Source organism: Micromonospora echinofusca (genome assembly GCF_900091445.1).
Classification (GTDB): Bacteria; Actinomycetota; Actinomycetes; order Mycobacteriales; family Micromonosporaceae; genus Micromonospora; species Micromonospora echinofusca.
The window spans coordinates 6,536,557-6,556,023 of sequence record NZ_LT607733.1; the positions used below are offsets into that span (position 1 = coordinate 6,536,557).

The following is a 19,467-nucleotide window of genomic DNA, read 5'->3' on the forward strand; positions in this document are numbered from 1 at the left end:
TCAGTCATACCCCGTCGCCGGCCCCGCTACCCCCGCAACCGCCGATCCGGATCGGCGGACGTGCACGTCGCGCCACGCCGATTCGAGCGACCGTCGCTGATGGACCGCCTGTGAGGGGTAACGTGCCCGGCGTGACGACGCTCCGGTTGCGACCTGAGGACCCGGCCGACACCGGCGCGGTCCGCCGGGTGCTCGCCGCCGCGTTCGCCCGCCCCGACGTGACCACGCCGCCGGAGGTCGGGCTGGTCGACGAGCTGCGCGGCAGCGACGCTTGGGTGCCGGAGCTGGCGATGGTCGCCGAGTACGGCGGCGAGGTCGTCGGCTACGCCCTGCTCACCCGGGTGCGGGTGAAGTCCGACGACCACGTCGCGCCGGCGCTGGCGCTCGGCCCGGTGGCGGTCGCGCCGCACCGGCGACGGATCGGGCTCGGCACGGCGGTGGTGCAGGCCGCCATCGAGGCGGCCACCGAGCTGGGCGAGCGGCTGGTGGTGGTGCTCGGCGACCCGGCCTACTACCACCGGTTCGGCTTCGGTCGGGCCGACCGGATGGGCCTGACCAGCCCCTGGTCGGGTCTCGGCGACCCCTGGCAGGCGCTGGTGCTGCCGCCGGCCACGAGCGGCGAGGGCCCGCCGCCGCGCGGCGAGGTGCTCTTCCCGCCCCCCTGGTCCAAGGTCTGACGCCCCGCTGGCCCGACGCTCGACGCCCGCGCCGCGCCGGGCCCGCGCCGCCCTGATCGGCGTGGCGCCCGTCCCGGTCCGTGGTGGCTGGTCAGGCCGGTTGGGTACGCAGGTAGCGGCCGAAGTGGGGGACGGTGAAGGCGACCGTGCCGCGTTCCCCGGAGTAGATCAGCCCCTTCTTGATCAGCGCGTCGCGGGCCGGGGAGAGGCTGGCCGGCTTGCGCCCCAGGGCGCGGGCGATCTCCGCCGTCGGCACCGCGGCGTCCATGTCGTCCCGGCCCCCGCCGTCGATCTCGCCCTCCACCAGGGACAGCGTGGCCATGGCCCGCATGTACTCGCGTTCGGCCGGGGTGGCCCGCTCGAAGCGGGAACCGAAGAAGCCGACCGCCAGCTCGGCCTCGGCCTCCGGCGCGGCGACCCGTACGTCGGCGGCGGTGATCGGCGAGCGGGGCGCGTGGTCCCAGGTCGCCTTCCCGTACGCCTGGACGAAGTACGGGTAGCCGCCCGACTTCTCGTAGAGCAGGTCGAGCGCCTTCTGCTCGTACTCCACCTCCTCGCGCTCGGCCGGCGCGCAGAGCGCCTGGTCGGCGGCGATCCGGTCGAGCCGGTCGATGCGCTGGTAGCGGAACAGCCGCTCGGAGTACGACTTGGCCGCGCTGAGAACGGCCGGCAGGTGCGGCAGCCCGGCGCCGACCACGATCAGCGGCGCGCCGAGCTGGGACAGCTCGTGGCAGGCAGCGCAGAGCGCGGAGACGTCCTCCGGGCCGAGGTCCTGCATCTCGTCGATGAAGATCGCGATGCCCGTGCCGACGTCGGCGGCCACCGCCGCGGCGTCGGTGAGCAGCTCGACCAGGTCGATCTCGATGTCGCCGGAGTCGGCGCGGCCGCTGGCGGCGGGTACGTCGATGCCGGGCTGCCAGCGGTCGCGCAGCTTCGGGGCGGCGTTGCCGCGACCGGTCGGCGCGGTGCGCTGGGCGAACGCCTTGAGCACGCCGAGGAAGGCGTCGATCCGGTCGGGGGCGCGGTGGCGGGGCGCCAGCTCCCGGACGGCCATGTGCAGCGCGGCGGCGATCGGGCGGCGCAGCGACTGGTCCGGCCGGGCCTCGATCTTGCCGCTGCCCCAGAGGTGGTTGATGGCCTGGGAGCGGAGGGTGTTGAGCAGCACGGTCTTGCCGACCCCGCGCAGCCCGGTGAGCATCAGGCTGCGTTCGGGCCGGCCCCGGGCGATGCGCTCCAGCACGACGTCGAAGACGTCCAGCTCGCGCCCCCGCCCGGCGAGCTCGGGCGGGCGCTGGCCGGCGCCCGGGGCGTACGGGTTGCGGACCGGATCCACGCATCGCACAGTATCGGGCCGTCTAGCTGCGGGACTAGACATGCGTAGATGGGGCAACCGGCGTGTCGGGGCGTCGGAAGCCTCTCGACACAAAACTAGGGCTGTCTAGCGTCCACGCTAGACAGCCCTAGTTTTGGTAATCAGCGCTTCTTCAGGCAGAGCACGTAGTCGAGGAAGTCCAGCGAGTTGTCGTGCACGTAGTTCGCGGTCGCCTCCGGGGCCCGGGTCTTGCACCGGTCGCCGTCCGCCGTGCCCGGGATCCGCAGCAGCACCTCGTACGTGTTGGGGCCGCAGGGCACCTTCCGCAGCTCGGCGTCGGTGGCCGTACCGTCGTTGACGACGCAGTCGCCCTTGGCGAAGTCCCTCCTGCTGGGGCTCGGTTTGGCGGAGGTCGGCGCGGCGCTGGGCTCGTCCGTGGGCTCGCTCGTCGGCCGGCCCGTCGGCTGGCCGCTCGGGTTCACCGGAGCGCTCACCGTCGGGGTCGCGATCGGATCGTCGTCCTCGCCAGCCTGGTAGAACCCCCAGCCGACGAGGGCGAGGCAGGGGCAGAGCAGGAGGACCACGACCAGGCCGATGATCAACGCGACCTTGCCGGCGCCGCTCTTCGCCGGCGGAGCGGCCGGCGGCATCCCGTACGCACCGGGGCCCGGCGGCGGGGCGCCCCACTGGTTACCCGGGGCGGGCGTCGGCCCGGCCGGCGGATACGGCCCGGCCGCCGGGTAGCCGCCCTGGTCCGCCGGCGACGGGTAGCCGGCGCCGGAACTGGGCGGCGGATAGCCCGCGCCGGAACTGGGCGGCGGGTAGCCCGCGCCGGAGGTCGGTGGCGGGTAGGCCGGCTCCGGGGTCGGCGGCTGCGGCTGGTTCCACATCGGGTCCGACTGCCCCCACTGCGGCTCACCACCGGACGGCGGCTGGCCCCACTGCGGCTCGCTGCCGGGCTGCTGCTGGCCCCACTGCGGGTCACCCCCCGGCTGCTGCTGGCCCCACTGTCCGGCGGCCGGCGGCTGACCCCACTCGGGCAGCGTCGGGTCGATGGGTGGCGGGCCGCCCGGGGTGCCGGGTGGGCGCTGGTAGGGGTCCTCCGGCTGCGCGGGTGATCCGTAGGTCGTCATCTCTTCCTCAGGGGTGCGGGTGGATCAGGGGTGCGTGGTCCAGGGTGCGGTGCTCAGGGGGTGTGGATGGTGCCGGTCGCGGCGCTCAGCGCTGCTTCAGGCAGAGCACGAAGTCGAGGGTGTCCAACTCGCTGTCGAAGAAGTACCAGTTGGTGTAGCCGTCGACCTTCGCGCACTTCGCGGCGGCGTCCTTCTCGCCGCTGGTCGCCCCGTCGATGCGGCGCAGCACCTCGTACGTCTGCGGGGCACAGTCGCTGATCAGCAGCTTGGGCTTGCCGCCGGCGGGGCCGTCGTTGCGGACGCACTGGCCCGCCTTGACGAAGCGCGGGTCGGCCGAGGACTCGGGGGCGGGCGGCGTGCCCGGGGCGGCGGTGGCCGCGCCCGTCGTCGCCGTCGGCGGTTCGGTCTTCGCCGCGGGTGCGGGCTCGCTCGGCGTGGCGACCGGCGTGTCGTCGTCCTGACCGAGCAGGTAGAGCACGGCGGCGCCGCCGACGACCAGCAGGGCCACCGTCGCCAGCACCGCGACGACCGGGCCCGCCCGCCCGCGTCGGCGCTGCGGGGGCGGGGCGGGACTTCCCGCGTACGGGGCCTCCCCGCCACCCCACCCGCCGGCCGGCGGACCGTACGACTCGTCGGGGCGTCGCCCGTGCCACGGGTCCGGGTCCCCGTGACCCGGTGCTCCGTAGTTCGCCATGCACGCCTCCCGTGCGAGTGGTGAGAGGCCGGCCACCAACGAGGGACGCCGACGCCGAGGCCACCGTAGCGTGTCCACCGATGAGCCCACCTCCACCGAGTGCACCGCCGCCGGCCGACGCCGGCACCCGAACGGGCCCGGGAGCCGGGACCGTTCGTACGGCTGCCGCCAGGCCGGCGCTGCTCTGGACCGCTCTGCTGCTGGTCTACGTCCTCTGGGGCTCCACCTATCTGGGCATCCGGATCGCGGTGGAGTCCATGCCGCCGCTCGGTTCCGCCGCCGCCCGGTTCGCCGCCGCCGCCCTGGTGCTGGCGATCGTGCTCCGGTTACGGCGGGGGCGCGGCGCGCTGCGGGTCGACCCCTACCAACTCGCCTCGGCAGCGCTGGTCGGCGTGCTCCTGCTGGCCGGCGGCAACGGGCTGGTGGTGCTCGCCGAGTCCGGGCCGCCGGGGGTCGCGGTGCCCTCGGGGATCGCCGCGCTGCTGGTGGCCACCGTTCCGCTGCTGGTGGTGCTGTTGCGTACGGTCACCGGCGACCGACCCCGGTCGTGGACGCTGGCCGGGGTGACGCTGGGCTTCGTCGGGCTGGTGCTGCTGGTGCTGCCGACCGGCGGGACGGGTGCCGTGCCGCTCACCGGGGCGCTGACCGTGGTCGTCGGCGCCACCTGCTGGTCGGTCGGCTCCTTCCTCTCCGGGCGCATCCGGATGCCCGCCGATCCGTTCGTCGCCACCGTCTACGAGATGCTCGCCGGGGCGGCGGCACTCGCCGTTCTCTCGGTGGGCCGGGGCGAGCTGCGCGGCTTCGACCCGGGCACGGTGACGACCCGGTCGTGGCTCGCGCTCGCGTACCTGACGGTGGCCGGCTCGCTGGTGGCGTTCACCGCGTACGTCTGGCTGCTGCACCACGCCCCGATCTCGCTGGCCTCCACGTACGCCTACGTCAACCCGGTGGTCGCGGTGGCGCTCGGCGCGTTGTTCGTGGCCGAGCCGGTCACCGCGCGGGTGGTGCTCGGCGGCGCGGTCATCGTCGCCGGGGTGGCCCTGGTGGTGAGCACCGAGAGACCGCGACGTCCCGCACCGGGGACCGCGCCGGAGCCGTCGCGGCGGTAGCGTCCGCCCCGTGTCGACGGGGCTGCTGGCGTGCGTGACACTGCTCGGCGCCCTGGCCGGCCTCGTCGCTCCCCGGGCCGCCCGCCACTTCACCGCCCCGCCCGCCGCAGGTGTCGTCAGGGCCATGCCGGGTGCGGCCGCGGGGGCGGTCGTGTTCGCCGGGCTCGCGGCGGCGCTGGGGGCCGACCCCGTTCTGCCCGTCCTCCTCGTGCTGGCGGCCGTCGGGCTGGTGCTCGCCCTGGTCGACCTGGCCTGCCTGCGGCTGCCCGACCCGCTGGTCGGCACCGCCGCGCTGGTCGCCGCCGTCGGCCTGGCCGGCGCGGCGCTGAGCTCCGGCAGCCCCGGGCGGCTGCTCGGGGCGGCGGCCGGGGCCGCGCTCTGCTTCGCCTGCCACGTGGTGCTGGCGTTGCTGCCCGGTTCCCGGCTGGGCTTCGGCGACGTGAAGCTCGCCGCCGTCCTGGGCCTGCCGCTCGGCTGGCTCGGCGGCTCGTCCCTGGCGCTCGGGCTGCTCCTGCCGCACCTGCTGCACGGCGCGGTGGTGCTCGTCCTGCTGGCCGCCGGCAGGGTGCGCCGCGACACCCCGCTCCCGCTGGGCCCGGCCCTGCTCACCGGCGCCTGGCTGGCCGCCCTGACCGCCTGAGGCCGCCGCACGGACAGGTGCACCGGCCGCCCTGACCGCCTGACGCTCCGCACGGACAGGTGCACCGGGCGCCCTGACCGCCTGAGCGCTCACCCCGCGGCCGGACCGAGGCCTACGGTCCGAGCGCGGGTGGCTCAGATCAGGCGGAGCTGGCGGTCGCGGGGGCGGCGGGGCTCGGCCTCGCCGAAGCGCTCGAACAGGCCCGGGTCGATGGCGCCGAGGAACGGCGACGGTACGCACTCGCGTTCCGTTCCGTGTCGGCTGCGACGGGCGGCGTGGGTGACGTACAGCCGGTCCTGGGCGCGGGTCAGCCCGACGAAGAAGAGCCGTCGCTCCTCGGCGATCGCGTCGTCGTCGGGCATGCTGCCGGGCCAGCGCAGCGGGAGCAGCCCGTCCTCGGCGCCGACCAGGAAGACCACCGGGAACTCCAGCCCCTTGGCGGCGTGCAGGGTGAGCAGCGTGACCGCCTCGGCGCGGGGGTCGAGCGCGTCCACCTCCGCGCCGGTGGCGAGCTGGGAGAGGAACAGCGGCAGGTCGTCGCCGCAGCGGCGGGCCAGCGGGGTGAGCAGGTCGACGGCCGAGCGGACGTCCTCCGGGCGTACCGCGCCGGAGCCGTCCAGCGTGGGCACCGCGAAGCGCTCCGCCAGCACCTGCCCGGCCAGCCGGACGCGGGCGGCCAGCGAACCGTCGAGCCCGTCGGCGTGGCGCAGCTCGCGGGCGATGGCGGACACCCCGGGCCGGTCCCGCAGCCGGTCGTGCGAGCGCTTCTGCACGGGGATGTTCGCCCGCGCCAGCGCGTCCACGATCGGTGCGGCCTGGGCGTCGGTGCGGTAGAGCACCGCGATGTCGGAGAAGGAGAGCGAGGTGGACCGGCCGTCGATGCGCCCCGAGTCCAGGGACCGGTGGGAGAGCCCGCCGACCAGCTCGTCGATGGTGCGTACGACGAAGTCGGCTTCGTCGGCGACGGACGCCGCCGGGTAGCGACCCACCAGCGGGGCCTCCGGGTCGAGCCGGGCCGGGTCGAGGCGGCGACCCCGGACCAGCGACGACGGCGCGATGGCCTGCACGGCGGCGGCCAGGATCGGGGCCGAGGAGCGGTAGTTGCGGTTCAGCCGGACCAGCCGGGCGTCGGTGAAGTCCTGTGAGAAGCGCAGGAAGTAGCCGACGTCGGCGCCCCGGAAGGAGTAGATCGCCTGGTCCGGGTCGCCGATCGCGCAGAGGTTGCCGTCGGCGGGGCTGAGTAGGCGCAGCAGCTCGTACTGCACCTCGTCGACGTCCTGGTACTCGTCGACGAAGATCCAGCGCCAGCGCTCCCGGTACCGCTGCACCAGCTTCTTGTCGGCCTTCAGCAGCGCGACCGGCAGGGTCAGCAGCTCGTCCAGGTCCACCAGGTCCTGCTTGCGTAGCAGTGCCGCGTAGGCGGTGTCGTCGTCGCCGGCCTCGGCGCGGGCCTCCGCCCGCTGGGCGTCGTCGGCGATCCGGAAGTCCGCCGGGAGGCCGACGGCGTCGGCGTTCTCCCGCAGGATCGTCAGCCCCAGCGAGTGGAAGGTGCCGACGGTGACGTCCTCGGCGACCGGGCCGAGCAGGCCGTCGAGGCGGTGCCGCAGTTCCTCGGCGGCCCGCCGGGTGAACGTGATCGCCAAGCACTGCTCGGGGAAGACGTTCAGCTCCGCGCAGAGGTAGGCGATCCGGTGGGTCAACGTCCGGGTCTTGCCGGTGCCCGGCCCGGCCACGATGAGCAGCGGACCGCCCGGCGCGGAGGCGGCCACGCGCTGCATGGCGTCCAGGCGGTCCAGCAGGCCGGTGCCGACCTCCTCCATCCCGGCGAGCATCGGCTCGAACGGCTCGTGCGGCGAGGGCGTCGGCGCGATCGGGGGCGGCGGCGCGGGCGGTGCGGCCTTGCGCTTGGGCTCGGCCCTGGCCGCCGTCGGGCGCTTGGCCCGGGGCTTCGGCGCCGGCTCCGCGGGGGTGCGCTGCGCCGGCACGGGTACGTCGAAGAGGGTCTCCTGCGCCGTACCGGCGTCGCCGCCCAGCTCGGCCGGGTCGAAGAGGGTGATGACGCCGTACTCGCCGTCGTAGCCGGGGACGCGGCGCACGTCGCCCCGGCGCAGCCGGCCGATGCCCTCGGCGAGCAGTTCCCCGCCGACCCGGCCGATCTCGTCGAGCGGCGTGGTGGTGAGGATCTCCAGCTCGGGGCCGAGCGCGGCGATCAGCTCGTGGAGTTTCCCCTCGACCCGCTTGGACCGGGCACCCACCTTGTTGAGTTCGCCGAGGATCTCGGCCAGCGGCACCAGGTGGGTGACGTCGCGGGCGTGCGCGGGGCGGTGCCCCGACGGGCGGTCGGCCAGCTCCTCGATCCGGCTGAGCACGCCGACGGTCAGCGGCTTGCCGCACTCGGGGCAGCGGCCACCGGCGGCCCGGGTCTGCTCGGGCGACCAGTTGACCCCGCAGAGCCGGTGCCCGTCCGCGTGGTACTTGCCCTCCTCGGGGAAGAACTCGATGGTCCCGGCGAGCCCGTCACCCGTACGCAGGGCGTCGCGGATGGCGAAGTAGTCGCGGGCGGTGGCGAAGACGGTGGCCTCCCGGGCCAGCGCCGGCGGCGAGTGCGCGTCCGAGTTGGACACCAGTTGGTAGCCGTCCAGGCTGCCGACGCGCCAGTTCATCCCGGGGTCGGAGGAGAGGCCGGTCTCCACCGCGAAGATGTGTTCGGCGAGGTCGGCGTAGCAGTCGGCGATCGCGTCGAAGCCCGACTTGGAGCCCAGCGCGGAGAACCACGGGGTCCAGATGTGCGCCGGCACCAGGTAGCCGTCCGCGCTGGCCTCCAGCGTGATCTCCAGCAGGTCCCGGGAGTCCAGGCCGAGGATCGGCCGGCCGTCCGAGCCGAGGTTGCCGATCCGCCCGAGCGCGGCGTTGAACCGGGCCACCGCGTCCAGGTCGGGCAGGTAGATCAGGTGGTGCACCTTGCGGGTGCGGTCGTCCCGCTTGTAGATCGTGGAGATCTCCACGCTGAGCATGAACCGGACCGGGTCCGCCTCCGCCTCGCTGGCCAGCCGGGGCGGCAGCCGGCGGGCGATGTCCCGCTCCGCCTCCGGGCTGAGTCGGTGCAGGCCGGGCTCGGCCGGGTGCAGCGTCTCGCGGAGGTGGTCGTACCAGGCGGGGTGGGTGAAGTCGCCGGTGCCGAGCACTCCGATGCCCTTGCGCCGTGCCCACCAGCCGAGGTTGGGCAGGGTCAGGTCGCGGCTGCACGCGCGCGAGTACTTCGAGTGGATGTGCAGATCCGCGACGAACGGCGAAGGGCCGCCGGGGGGTGCGGGACTGAACGGAGGCACGCCGCATCCTGTCACGACCGCGCCATAACCCACCCGTCGCCACGCACACCCGTGACCTGAGCATCCGGTGCTGGACAACACCGGCCGCCCGCGCTATGGGTCAGCGGGAGCGCAGCTCCACCAGGGTGATCTGGGGTTCGGCGCCGACGCGCACCGGCGGGCCCCAGAAGCCGGCGCCGTTGGTGACGTAGACCTTCGTGCCGTCGACCTCGCCCAGGCCGGAGACCACCGGCTGCTGGAGCTTCACCAGCAGGTTGAACGGGACCATCTGGCCGCCGTGGGTGTGCCCGGAGAGCTGGAGGTCGACGCCGAACTTCGCCGCCTCGACCGCCGCCACCGGCTGGTGGGCGAGCAGCACCACGGGGCGGTTCGGGTCGCGGTCGCCGAGCGCCGCCGCGTAGTCCGCCGGGGCGGCCAGGCCGGTGCCGGCGGCCGTGACGTCGTTCACCCCGGCCAGGTCGAGTACGCCGCCCCGGGCCTGGATCTCCGTCCGCTCGTTCTGCATGACCCGCAGGCCGAGGCGGTCCAACTCCTGGACCCACTCCTCGACGCCCGAGTAGTACTCGTGGTTGCCGGTGACGAAGTAGCTGCCGTGCCGGGACCGCAGCCCGCGCAGCGGCTCGGCGGCCTCGCCCAGCTCCGCGACCGAGCCGTCGACCAGGTCGCCGACGACGGCGACGATGTCGGCGTCCAGGCGGTTGATCGCGGCGACGATCCGCTCGGTGTGCGCCCGGCCGCGCAGCGGGCCGAGGTGGATGTCGGAGACGGTGGCGATCCGCAGGCCGTCCATGCTGCGGGGGAGCTTGGCCAGCGGGATCTGCACCCGGTCGAGCTGCGGCGGGCCGAGGGCGGTGCGGATGCCGTACCCGGTGAGACCGGTCGCCGTGAGCCCGGCGAAGATCGCGGCCCCACGGGCGAGCAGCAACCGGCGGGCCGGGTCGTGGTCGGGCTGCCCGACGGCTCCGGCGGCCGGCGGGTCGGCCGGACCCGCCGCGCCCACCGCGGAGGGCTCGGGCGCGGCGGAGACCATGGCGGGCTCGGGTGCGGCGGCGGTGGGCTCCGCGGCGGCGACCTGGCGACGCAGCACGAGCTTCGTCACCGCCATCGGCACTTCCAGCGCCACGAGCAGGACGAGCAGGTAGAACATGACGGCGAGCCAGAGGTAGCCCGGCCACGCGAGCCAGTAGAGGCCCGCCTGGGTGCCGACCATGGTCGCCGGTACGAGCAGCGCGAGCACCAGGGCGGTGATCCCGCCGATCCGCCGCCAGCGCCCCGGGGTGGTGGTGTCCCGCACCAGGCGCTTCCACAGGTAGAGGTGGATCAGGCCGGTGACCAGCCCTATGGTGGCGACGAACGCCAGTGCCGCCAGCATGTGTGCGCCTCCCTCAGCCGCCCGCGAAGGGCGGCAGGACGTCGATCGTGGCCCCGGCCGGAAGCGGTGCCCGCCGATCATGACAGGTCACGCCGTCGACGAGGAAACTCGCCACCTTCAGCACGGCGGCGAGCCGTTCGCCGTGCCGTTCGGTCAACTCGACGAGGAGTTCGTCCAGGGACCGGCCGCCGGATGCGGTCTCCTCGGACCGGCCGGCGGCGGCCCGCGCCCCGGCGAAGTAGCGGACGGTCAGCGGCGCCCCGGCGCCGGCAGCCGGTTCGGCCGGGGTCGGTTCGGGCTCGGCCGGGCCTGTGTGCGCCGGTGGGGCCGGGGCCGCTGCCCAGGTACGGCCCGCGTGCGTCGGTGCCGCCACGGTCAGCCTCCGATCGCGGACATCGGCCGGGCGGGCTGGAGGAAGGCCGGGTCGTCGATGCCGTGCCCGGCCCGCTTTCCCCACATCGCGGTGCGCCAGCGCCGGGCCAGCTCGTCGTCGTCCGCTCCGGCCCGCAGGGCGCCGCGCAGGTCGGACTCCTCGGTGGCGAAGAGGCAGGCGCGGACCTGCCCGTCGGCGGTGAGCCGGGTGCGGTCGCAGTCGCCGCAGAACGGCCGGGTGACGCTGGCGATCACGCCGACCCGGGCGGGGCCGCCGCCGACCAGCCAGGTCTCGGCCGGCGCCGCGCCGCGCTCCGCCGGGTCGGGGGTCAGGTCGAACTCCCCGCGCAGGGAGGCCAGGATCTCGTCGGCGGTGACCATGGTGTCGCGGTTCCAGCCGTGCTGGGCGTCCAGCGGCATCTGCTCGATGAACCGCAGCTCGTAGCCGTGCGCGAGGGCGAAGCGCAGCAGCGGTGGCGCCTCGTCGTCGTTGACGCCGCGCATCAGCACCGAATTGATCTTGACGGGGGTGAGCCCGGCGGCGGCTGCCCCGGCCAGCCCGGCGAGCACGTCCGCCAGGCGGGGGCGCCGGGTCAGCCGGGCGAACCGCTCCGCATCCAGGGTGTCAAGCGAGACGTTCACCCGGTCCAGCCCGGCGGCGTGCAGCGCGGGGGCGAGCCGGTCCAGCCCGATGCCGTTGGTCGTCAGTGAGATCCGGGGGCGCGGCTCCAGCGCCGCCACGGCGGCCACGATGCCGACCAGGCCGGGCCGGATCAGCGGCTCCCCGCCGGTGAACCGCACCTCGGTGACGCCTAGCAGGCGCACCGCGACCCCGACCAGCCGGACGATCTCGTCGTCGTCGAGCAGTTGCGGGCCGGGCAGCCAGGCCAGCCCTTCGGCCGGCATGCAGTAGGTGCAGCGCAGGTTGCACTTGTCGGTCAGGGAGACCCGCAGGTCCCGGGCGACGCGGCCGTACCGGTCGGCGAGGACGCCGGCGGTCGGCGGGGCGGCGGTCACCCGTCGACGGTAGCGCGCCCGAGCCCGGCCAGCGCCGCCCGGGCGGTACGGGCGACCGCATCCCGGTACGCCGCGCCGAACAGGGCGGCGTGCACCAGCATCAGGTGGAGCTGGTGCAGCGGCACCCGCTCCCGCCACCCGTCGGCCAGCGGCCACTCCTGCGCGTACGCGGCGAGGATCCGGTCGAGGTGCGGTGCGCCCCCGAAGAGGGCCAGCTGAGCCAGGTCGGTCTCCCGGTGCCCGCCGTGCGCCGCCGGGTCGACCAGCCAGACCCTGTCGTCCGCGCCCCAGAGCGCGTTGCCCGGCCAGAGGTCGCCGTGGATCCGGGCCGGCGGCTCGTCCCCGCCGAACTCGCCGATCCGCTCGACGACCTGCTCGACCAGCACGGCCTCGACGTCGGTGAGCCCGCCGCCGGCCACCGCGCGGCGCAGGTGGGGCAGCAGCCGGCACCGGGCGAACCAGCGCGACCAGGGGCCGTCGTCCGGCCTGTTGTCCTGCGGGAGGGACCCGACGAAGCCGGCCCAGTCGGCCCCGAACGCCGGTGCGCCGGCCCGGTGCAGGGCCGCCAGCTCGCGACCGAACCGTTCGGCCGCCTCGGGCGTCGGCTCGCCGGGCTCGATCCACTCCAGCGCGAGCAGCCCGGGCAGCGCCACGACCACCTCCGGTACGGCGACCGCCCCGGCCTCGCGCAGCCACCGCAGGCCGGCCGCCTCGGCGGCGAAGAAGCCCTCGGGCACCGGTCCTCCGGCGGTCTCCGGCCAGGTCTTGGCGAAGACCGAGTGCCCGTCGTCCAGGGTGAGCCGGGACGCGGCGCAGATGTCGCCACCGGCGACCGGCGTCTCCCGGATCCGCTGGTGGGTCAGGAAGGTCGGCAGGTGCTCCGGGTGTGCCCGCAGGTACGCCAGATCCATCTGCGCAAGGTAACGCGCCGACGGCGTCCCGTCCCGCCGGAAACGGGCTGTCGTGAATCTTGGACGATTTCGGCCCCGCAGAGGGCTTGTTAGCTCCAAGATCGCCGGGGCTCGGTGCGGGGCGTGCCCGTTGGGGGTGGCGTCCGAGGGGCGAGAATCGGCTGAGCTGCATAGATACTCTCCGTGTCTGTGGATAACCCGTGTGTCGTCCACAGGGGCCGGCAGTCGATCCGCCCCCGCCGCAGGCTGCAGCCATGACCCCGACCGACCGCCCCCGGCTCGCCGTCCGTTCCCCCGCCGACCTCATCGCCGCCGTGCCCTTCCTGCTCGGCTTCCACCCGACCGACAGCGTCGTCGTGGTGGCGATGCGGGGCCGCCGGATCACCTTCGCCGCCCGCGCGGACCTGCCCGACCTCGCCGACCCGCGGGACCCTGCCGGCCACCTCGCCGGCGTCGTCGCCCGGCAGCACGCCGAGACCGCCACGGTCCTCGGCTACGGTCCGGCGCCGCTGGTCACCCCGGCGGTCGACGCCGTGCGCGCCGCGCTCACCACCGCCGGGCTCCCCGTGCTCGACGCCCTGCGCGTCACCGAGGGCCGCTACTGGTCGTACCTCTGCACCGAGCCGGCGTGCTGCCCGCCCGACGGCACCCCCTACGACGTCGGCGCGAGCGAGGTCAGCGCGGCAGCCGTCTTCGCCGGCCAGGTCGCGCTGCCCGACCGGGCCGCCCTGGTCGCGCAGGTCGCCCCGGTGACCGGTCAAGCCCGTTCGGCCGTACGCCGGGCCACCGCCCGCGCCGGGCGACGCCTCGCGGCCCTGCTCGACCAGGAGCCCGCGACCGACCCGCGGGGCGGGCGGGCGGTCCGCGCGGCGGGGACGGCGGCGGTACGCTCCGCGCTGCGCCGGCAGCGGCGGGGGCAGCGCCTCAGCGACGACGAGGTCGCCTGGCTGAGCGTGCTGCTGACCCAGGTGCCGGTACGCGACCACGCCTGGGAGCGCACCGACGGGCGGGACGAGGACATCGCGCTCTGGACCGACGTGCTGCGCCGGGCCGAGCCGGAGCTGATCGCCGTGCCGGCCGCGCTGCTGGCGTTCGCGGCGTGGCGGGCGGGGCAGGGTGCGCTGGCGGCCGTGGCCCTGGAGCGGGCCCTGGCCGAGCACCCCGGCCACTCGATGGCGCTGCTCCTCGATGACCTGCTGCGCCGGGGCGTGCCGCCGTCGGAGCTGGACGGCTGGCCGGCGGTGGAAACGCCCGGGGTGCTACGCCGCCGGCGCAGCCGACGCGGCCCCCGCTGACTCCCGTCAGAGCATCCCGAGCGCGGCTCCGATGACGGCCTGAGCCGTACGGCTGAGCTCCTCACCCTTGGCGTCGGTCCCGGTGATCGAGTACTGCGTCCGGAACCGGCCGTCGCGGGTGGACGCCACGCCGGTCAGGTAGCCGAACCGGGAGCCCGTCTTGATCCACAGGACTTCGCCTCCGGGCAGCGGGAACGCGGTGAGCCCGGCGCTGTAGCGGGCCGGACCACCGGAGACGTCGGGGACAGCGGGCAGGGTGAACATCTCGGCCAGTTGGGCCGGCGGCACGACCCGGCCGGCGAAGAGCGCGGTGACGAACGTGTCCAGGTCGGCGAGGCTGGAGATGACGTTGCCGGAGGCGGGGGTGAAGGTCTGGCTCCAGGTCGTGGCGTCCATCAGTTCGGTGGCTCCGTCGCGTACGACGGCCTGGTATCCGTGTGCGTGCGGACCGAGGATGCGCGGGTCGTCGCCAGGGGCGTACGTGTCTCGCAGGCGGAGCGGGCGGGCGATCCGCCGGTCCAGCTCCCGCGCGTACGCGTGGCCGGTGACCTTCTCCACCAGCAGGCCGGCGACGATGTAGCCCATGTTGGTGTAGTGCTGCTTCGTCCCGGGTGCGAACTGCCTGGGGTTGCGCAGGCCGAGTCGCACGATCTGCTCCGGGGTCCACCTGTCGTACCGGTGGGCGAGCTGCCACTCGATGCCGTCCGGCATGGTCGGGCTGGGGATGCCGTTGGTGTGGTCGAGCAGTTGGCGGACGGTGACGGTCGGGTAGTCGGCGGGCAGCAGCCCGGGCAGGTGACGCTGCACCGGGTCGGCCAGGCCGATGCGGCCCTCGGCGACCAGTTGCAGCACCAGTGCGGCGGTGAAGACCTTGGTGACGCTGCCGATCCGGAAGCGTGCGTGCGGCGGCACGGGGGCCTGACTGCGCAGGTCCCGGACGCCGGTGGCGCCGGTCCAGCAGCCGTCCGGGGTGATGATCCGGACCTGGGCGCTGGTGGCGTCGGAGTTGGGTAATCCGGCGATCGCCTGCCGGAGTGGGCCGGGGTCGAGGGTGCCGGGGCGGCAGCCGGCGGCGGAGCGGGCCGGGGGTGCGGCGGTGACCGCGCCCGGGGTCACGACGGTCAGCACGGTGGCGAGCGCCGTCGCGACGAGAGCGGTCCGGCCATTCACGATTCTCATGACATCGAGCCTTGCCTCCCGGTGCCGGCCGGGCATCGGGGAGATTCCCCTGGCGCACCCGCATCGGACGATCGGGGATAACCCGGTCATCCGTGGCAGCGGCTCGACCTCGGGGACACCAACGTGGCAGGCGTGCATGGCCGCGCGGCAGATCAGGTCCGGCGACGTCCTGTCACCCCCCGTCCTCCTCGCGCGTGGCCCGCTGTCGGTAGCTGCTCAGGGAGAGGCCGAGTACCGACCGGAACTCGTTGGCGAGGTGGGCGTGGTCGCTGTAGCCGAGGTCGGCGGCGACCGTGGCCAGGGTCGTGTCCGGGTCGGTACGCAGGCGTTCGGCCGCCTCCTGTAGCCGACGCCGACGGATCATCGTCGACGGCGGCAGCCCGACGTACCGTCCCGCGAGCCGCTGCAACGAGCGGGTGGACAGGCGCACGCGTACGGCGGCATCCTCGACCGTCCGGATCGTCGGATCGGTGTCGATGGCCTCGGCCATCGCGTTGGCCAGCAGCGCCTCGTCGTTCGGCCGTGGGATCGTGTCGCTGAGCCACCCCGCGAAGGCATCGACGGCCCGGCGGTGCCGGGTCTGCCGGTCGCCCGGCCCGGTCATCTCGCGGTGCACCCGCTCGTGCAGGACGGGTAGGTCCACGGCCTCGTAGCGGTCCCGCAGGGCCGCCGGATCCGCGACGAGATGGCGTACGGCCGCCGGCCGCAGCAGGGCGCCGACGGCCCAGCCCGTGCCGGTGAGGTCACGGTACGAACCGCCGGTCGTCGGTCCGGAGATGCCGACCGCGTCCGGTTCGACGACGAGGTTGCAGGCGGGGAAGGCGATCAGCTGCTGCCGGGAGGACCGCCCCGGCTGGATCTGCCACTCCGGGATCCAGAACCATCGCACAAGCTGCCGCACCGCATCCGGCGGCGGGAGCCGGTCGAACGTGGGCAGCCGCGCCGGGTAGAGGACACCCCGTGGGCTCGCCGCATCCGTGCCGGCCGCCTGGCGCGAATCTTCAAGCCGGCCCACGCCCGCCATTCCTACGATCGGTCACATGACTGCAACGAGCCGAGCCGCCGACGGTGAGCACACCACGAACGGTACGCCGCACGGCGCCACCAGCCTGACCCCCTTCCTGGCGATCCCCGACGCACGCGGCGCCATCGACTTCTATCGGGACATCTTCGGTGCCCGGGTGGTCGACGTGACCGAGATGGGCGGAGTCGTGGCCCACGCCGTCCTCGACTTCGGCCACGGGCTGCTGCAACTCGGGGAGCCGATGCCCGACTACGGGCTCGTCGCGGCACCCGAAGGGGACCAGGACTGCTACTCGATGGGCCTCTACTGCCCGGACGTGGACGCGGTCGTCGCCCGGGCCGAGGCGGCCGGCGCCGTCGTCCGTGAGGCGCCGTCCACCTTCGTGTCCGGCGACCGGTTCGCCAGCATCAGGGACCCCTTCGGCGTACGGTGGTCGGTCATGACCCGGGTGGAGGACCTCTCCGAGAAGGAGAGCGCGCGACGGGTCGCCGAATGGGCCGAGCAGCAGAACCAAGCGAGCTGACACGAAAAGGCGAGCGTCGCCTGGAAGACCTAACGTGTCGGGCGTGAGGAACGAAGGCTGGTTGGCGGGACACCAGGGACTCCTACGAGACGGTCGTGACCTCGCCCGAGAGCAGGCTCGGCGGCATCCTCTTCGCACGTCGGCATCCCTAGCCCTGTCCCGCGAGCCATGGCCGTTGTCAGGCGGGTCCGACCCGAGCGGTACGGGGCCGTGGGAGACGCCGACCGGCCGGTAGGGTCGTCCGCGTGGACCTGGACGACACCGCCGCCCGGCTCGGGGTGCCCGTCGAGGACGTCGAACGCGTACACCGGCTCGCCGGTGACCGGCCGTCGGCTCCGCTGCCCGCCAGGGCCGACGCGCCCGCGATCCTCGACCGGCTCGCGGTACGGCCGGACGACGCCGCCGAGATCATGGCGGGCTGGCCCGACTCCGACTCCCCACTCTGGACGCCGGAGCTCCGCTGGCTGCTCGACCGGTCGATCGCCCTGGTCCGCGCCGATCTCGGGGGCCACGGTTGGCTGCCGCCCGGTCCGGAGTTGCCGCGCGAGCGGGGTCCCGCCTGGCGGCATCTCTACGTGTACGCGTACCTCGCCCTGCTCGACGCTGTCAGGGGATACCACCGCGACCACGGCATCGCCGACGCCGTTTCGTGGGCGACCCTCGCGGACCTGGGCCGCAACCTCGCGATCGACCGGCGAATGCAGCGCGAGGGCTGGCCGGTCATGCAGAGCTGGCTGACGCTGCACGCCCGCGGCGGCCTCTACGAGCTGGGCCGGCTGCAACACCAGCGCGGCGGCACCGCCCTCGACCTGCACATCCCCGAGGCGGGGCCGCTCACCTCGGAAGCGGTCGCGGCGTCGCTCGACCAAGCCCGCGCGTTCTTCCCGCGTCACTTCCCCGACGAGCACTACACCGCGTTCGCCTGTGGCTTGTGGCTGCTCGACCCGCAGCTACTGGAGTACCTGCCCGACGACTCCAACATCGTCCGGTTCCAGCGGATGTTCGAGCTGGAGCCCTACGAGGAGCCGGAAGGGCTGGACGCCGACGTCGAGGTGCTGCGGTTCGTGTTCCGCACCCTGACCACGCCACTCGACGAACTGCCGCGCCACACCGTGCTCCAGCGCGCGATCGTCGATCACCTGAAGGCCGGCCGCCACTGGCGCATCCGCCGAGGCCGTTTCCCGTTCTAGCGCGTGTTTTAGAAGCGGTGCGGTCGGATCGCAGTCCTGGCGCGTTCCGACGGCGTTCCGGCAGGCGGAAGACCTGGACGGCGCGCAAAGCTGACGAACCACTCCCCCGGGAACGCCGATACCTGTGCGGCATAAAAATACCCGTGTGGTATCGGGCGAACGGACTACACGCCGTCGTCGAGATCCGGCGCAGCCAGTCACGGCTTATGAAACAGAAGGTGGCACCCCAGCCCCACTCCGGCCGTCTGCGGCTGCGTGTACGAGGGGTCAATTCCTGAGCCTGCGCACCGCAGTCGAAGACACCGTGACCAGTTCGGGCTGCGCGGGCAGGAACACCGTGGGGACACCGAGCGACTCGTTCATCGCGGCGAGCTGGTACTCGCTCTGCAGGTCGGTGGTGTTCCGCAAGCCGCGGACGATCACTCCTACTCCGTGGTCACGGCAGTAGGCCAGCGGCGAGGTGGCGACGTACTACGCGAGGCACCGGCGAGGTTACCCGCCCGAGGTGCTCGACGCCCTCGTCGGAGCGTTCGGCCTCGACGCCGACGACACGGTGGTCGACCTCGGCTGCGGCACCGGCCAGTCGAGCCTCCCGCTCGCCGCCCGGGTCGGGGCCGTCGTCGGCGTGGACCCGGAGCCGGACATGCTGGTCCTGGCCCGCCAGGCCGCCCTCGACGCCGCGACGGTCAACACCACGTGGCTGCTCGGCGCGGACAGCGACCTGCCCGCGCTGGACCACGCCACTACCGGGAGGACCGCCTCCGGGAGCGCCACTACCGGGAGCGACGGCATGGCGTTCTCCGTCGAAAGATGTAGGGGACGTTCGTTCCACGGACCGAGTCGGCGGGTACGGTGCCGGCACAGAATGGTTCCGTGCCCCAACCCACCGCGAGCACCGCATGAGTGTCGGACTGCTGCTGACGCTCGCCGGCCTGGCCCTGGTCGACAGCACGAGCATCGGCACGCTCTTCATCCCCGTCTGGCTGCTGCTCGCACCCGGGCCGGTCAACGCCCGCCGGATCCTCGGCTACCTCGGCACCATCGTCGTCTTCTACTTCGGCGTCGGGCTGCTGCTCGCCCTCGGCGGCAGCCGGCTGGCCGACGTCCTCGGCGGGGCGATGGACAACCGGCCGGTGCTCTGGGCCCAACTCGTCCTCGGGGTCGGGCTGTTCGTGCTGAGCTTCCGCTACGACGGCAAGCGGCGTCCGCGCAGCGGAGGCGTGCTGCGCTGGCGGGACCGGGCCACCGCCGGCGACTCCTCGGCGCGGTGGCTGGTGGGGCTGGCGCTGCTCGCCGCGCTCGCGGAGGTGGCGACGATGCTGCCGTACCTCGGCGCGGTCGGCCTGCTGACCACCTCGGGTCTCGGCGCGGCCGAGATGGTGGGGCTGCTCGCCGGCTACTGCCTGGTCATGGTGCTGCCGGCGGTGCTGCTGCTGGCGGCCCGGGTGACCCTGCCGAGGCTGATCGAGCCGGTGCTGGCCCGGCTCAACGCCTGGATCATGCGGACCTCCGGCAGCATGCTCGGCTGGGTCCTCGGCATCGCCGGCTTCCTGCTGGCCCGCGACGCCGCGTTCCGGCTGGGGCTGTTCAGCTAGGGGCGCATTTCAACGGCATGTGAGGCCTGGCGAACCACTGCCGCCGGAACGCTGATACCTGTGGGGCATAAAAATGCCTCTGTGGTATCGAGACG

At 74.2% G+C, this 19,467-nt stretch carries 18 protein-coding genes and 1 pseudogene; 8 read left to right on the top strand and 11 right to left on the bottom strand.

Annotated features, from left to right (window positions below):
* Positions 1-122: 122 nt before the first annotated feature.
* Positions 123-677 (top strand): GNAT family N-acetyltransferase, encoded by a 555-nt coding sequence (locus tag GA0070610_RS28160; protein ID WP_089002837.1) that lies wholly within the window; start codon positions 123-125, stop codon positions 675-677.
* A gap of 91 nt (positions 678-768) precedes the next feature.
* Here the strand turns inward: GA0070610_RS28160 and GA0070610_RS28165 are convergent, their stop codons facing one another.
* The 3 genes from GA0070610_RS28165 to GA0070610_RS28175 all read right to left on the bottom strand — a co-directional run bounded on the left by GA0070610_RS28165 (position 769) and on the right by GA0070610_RS28175 (position 3,816).
* Positions 769-2,010, bottom strand: a complete 1,242-nt coding sequence (locus GA0070610_RS28165; protein WP_089002838.1) for an ATP-binding protein — start codon at positions 2,008-2,010, stop codon at positions 769-771.
* Positions 2,011-2,150: 140 nt separating this feature from the next.
* On the bottom strand, positions 2,151-2,639 hold the full coding sequence (locus tag GA0070610_RS31830; RefSeq protein ID WP_392567345.1) for an LppU/SCO3897 family protein: 489 nt from the start codon (positions 2,637-2,639) through the stop codon (positions 2,151-2,153).
* 568 nt (positions 2,640-3,207) lie between these two features.
* Entirely contained in the window at positions 3,208-3,816 is a 609-nt protein-coding gene (locus GA0070610_RS28175; RefSeq protein ID WP_089002839.1) for an LppU/SCO3897 family protein, read from the bottom strand.
* An 80-nt stretch (positions 3,817-3,896) separates the two neighbouring features.
* On the opposite strand from GA0070610_RS28175, the gene GA0070610_RS28180 reads away from it, so the two are divergent.
* Together GA0070610_RS28180 and GA0070610_RS28185 are read left to right on the top strand one after the other, a co-directional pair.
* Positions 3,897-4,925 carry an EamA family transporter gene (locus tag GA0070610_RS28180; RefSeq protein WP_172896611.1) on the top strand — a complete coding sequence of 343 codons (1,029 nt, stop codon included), beginning with the start codon at positions 3,897-3,899 and terminating at the stop codon, positions 4,923-4,925.
* Between the two features lie 10 nt (positions 4,926-4,935).
* A complete protein-coding gene (locus GA0070610_RS28185) occupies positions 4,936-5,565 on the top strand; it encodes a prepilin peptidase (RefSeq protein WP_089002840.1) in 630 nt (209 codons plus the stop codon).
* Positions 5,566-5,699: 134 nt separating this feature from the next.
* On the opposite strand, the gene GA0070610_RS28190 is transcribed toward GA0070610_RS28185, so the two are convergent.
* The 5 genes from GA0070610_RS28190 to GA0070610_RS28210 form a co-directional block, all read right to left on the bottom strand.
* Positions 5,700-8,894 (bottom strand): UvrD-helicase domain-containing protein, encoded by a 3,195-nt coding sequence (locus tag GA0070610_RS28190; protein ID WP_089002841.1) that lies wholly within the window; start codon positions 8,892-8,894, stop codon positions 5,700-5,702.
* Between the two features lie 100 nt (positions 8,895-8,994).
* Positions 8,995-10,266 (bottom strand): metallophosphoesterase, encoded by a 1,272-nt coding sequence (locus GA0070610_RS28195; RefSeq protein ID WP_089002842.1) that lies wholly within the window; start codon positions 10,264-10,266, stop codon positions 8,995-8,997.
* A 13-nt stretch (positions 10,267-10,279) separates the two neighbouring features.
* Positions 10,280-10,519, bottom strand: a complete 240-nt coding sequence (locus GA0070610_RS28200) for a MoaD/ThiS family protein (RefSeq protein WP_089003790.1) — start codon at positions 10,517-10,519, stop codon at positions 10,280-10,282.
* 122 nt (positions 10,520-10,641) lie between these two features.
* Positions 10,642-11,655 (bottom strand): GTP 3',8-cyclase MoaA, encoded by a 1,014-nt coding sequence (moaA, locus tag GA0070610_RS28205; protein WP_089002843.1) that lies wholly within the window; start codon positions 11,653-11,655, stop codon positions 10,642-10,644.
* Entirely contained in the window at positions 11,652-12,566 is a 915-nt protein-coding gene (locus GA0070610_RS28210; protein ID WP_089002844.1) for a fructosamine kinase family protein, read from the bottom strand. Before GA0070610_RS28210 ends, moaA begins: the two co-directional genes overlap by 4 nt.
* Before the next feature lie 254 nt (positions 12,567-12,820).
* Between GA0070610_RS28210 and GA0070610_RS28215 the strand changes: the two genes are divergently transcribed.
* Positions 12,821-13,861: a DUF4192 domain-containing protein gene (locus GA0070610_RS28215; protein WP_089002845.1), complete on the top strand. Its 1,041-nt coding sequence runs from the start codon at positions 12,821-12,823 to the stop codon at positions 13,859-13,861.
* 6 nt (positions 13,862-13,867) lie between these two features.
* On the opposite strand, the gene GA0070610_RS28220 is transcribed toward GA0070610_RS28215, so the two are convergent.
* The gene (locus tag GA0070610_RS28220; protein WP_089002846.1) at positions 13,868-15,040 is read right to left on the bottom strand and encodes a serine hydrolase domain-containing protein; all 1,173 of its coding nucleotides are present in this window, start codon (positions 15,038-15,040) and stop codon (positions 13,868-13,870) included.
* A gap of 172 nt (positions 15,041-15,212) precedes the next feature.
* Complete coding sequence (locus GA0070610_RS28225; protein ID WP_392567277.1) at positions 15,213-16,055, bottom strand: AraC family transcriptional regulator; 843 nt, start codon at positions 16,053-16,055, stop codon at positions 15,213-15,215.
* A 25-nt stretch (positions 16,056-16,080) separates the two neighbouring features.
* On the opposite strand from GA0070610_RS28225, the gene GA0070610_RS28230 reads away from it, so the two are divergent.
* Both GA0070610_RS28230 and GA0070610_RS28235 read left to right on the top strand, forming a co-directional pair.
* Positions 16,081-16,587, top strand: a complete 507-nt coding sequence (locus GA0070610_RS28230) for a VOC family protein (protein WP_089002847.1) — start codon at positions 16,081-16,083, stop codon at positions 16,585-16,587.
* 245 nt (positions 16,588-16,832) lie between these two features.
* Complete coding sequence (locus GA0070610_RS28235; RefSeq protein WP_089002848.1) at positions 16,833-17,777, top strand: acyltransferase domain-containing protein; 945 nt, start codon at positions 16,833-16,835, stop codon at positions 17,775-17,777.
* Between the two features lie 267 nt (positions 17,778-18,044).
* Here GA0070610_RS28235 and GA0070610_RS28240 read toward each other — a convergent pair whose 3' ends face one another.
* Positions 18,045-18,200: a nucleotidyl transferase family protein gene (locus GA0070610_RS28240; RefSeq protein ID WP_197697776.1), complete on the bottom strand. Its 156-nt coding sequence runs from the start codon at positions 18,198-18,200 to the stop codon at positions 18,045-18,047.
* Positions 18,201-18,330: 130 nt separating this feature from the next.
* Between GA0070610_RS28240 and GA0070610_RS31625 the strand changes: the two are divergent.
* Positions 18,331-18,456, top strand: a pseudogene (locus GA0070610_RS31625) (class I SAM-dependent methyltransferase); the annotation flags it as partial.
* Positions 18,457-18,676: 220 nt separating this feature from the next.
* On the top strand, positions 18,677-19,372 hold the full coding sequence (locus GA0070610_RS28250; RefSeq protein ID WP_089002849.1) for a GAP family protein: 696 nt from the start codon (positions 18,677-18,679) through the stop codon (positions 19,370-19,372).
* Positions 19,373-19,467 lie beyond the last annotated feature (95 nt).

Bases quoted from the DNA above. Each gene is read 5' to 3' on its own strand.
- GA0070610_RS31830 (WP_392567345.1), bottom strand. From the start codon at position 2,639: ATGCCGCCGGCCGCTCCGCCGGCGAAGAGCGGCGCCGGCAAGGTCGCG.
- GA0070610_RS28175 (WP_089002839.1), bottom strand. From the start codon at position 3,816: ATGGCGAACTACGGAGCACCGGGTCACGGGGACCCGGACCCGTGGCAC.
- GA0070610_RS28180 (WP_172896611.1), top strand. From the start codon at position 3,897: ATGAGCCCACCTCCACCGAGTGCACCGCCGCCGGCCGACGCCGGCACC.
- GA0070610_RS28195 (WP_089002842.1), bottom strand. From the start codon at position 10,266: ATGCTGGCGGCACTGGCGTTCGTCGCCACCATAGGGCTGGTCACCGGC.
- GA0070610_RS28210 (WP_089002844.1), bottom strand. From the start codon at position 12,566: ATGGATCTGGCGTACCTGCGGGCACACCCGGAGCACCTGCCGACCTTC.
- GA0070610_RS28215 (WP_089002845.1), top strand. From the start codon at position 12,821: ATGACCCCGACCGACCGCCCCCGGCTCGCCGTCCGTTCCCCCGCCGAC.
- GA0070610_RS28220 (WP_089002846.1), bottom strand. From the start codon at position 15,040: ATGAGAATCGTGAATGGCCGGACCGCTCTCGTCGCGACGGCGCTCGCC.
- GA0070610_RS28230 (WP_089002847.1), top strand. From the start codon at position 16,081: ATGACTGCAACGAGCCGAGCCGCCGACGGTGAGCACACCACGAACGGT.
- GA0070610_RS28250 (WP_089002849.1), top strand. From the start codon at position 18,677: ATGAGTGTCGGACTGCTGCTGACGCTCGCCGGCCTGGCCCTGGTCGAC.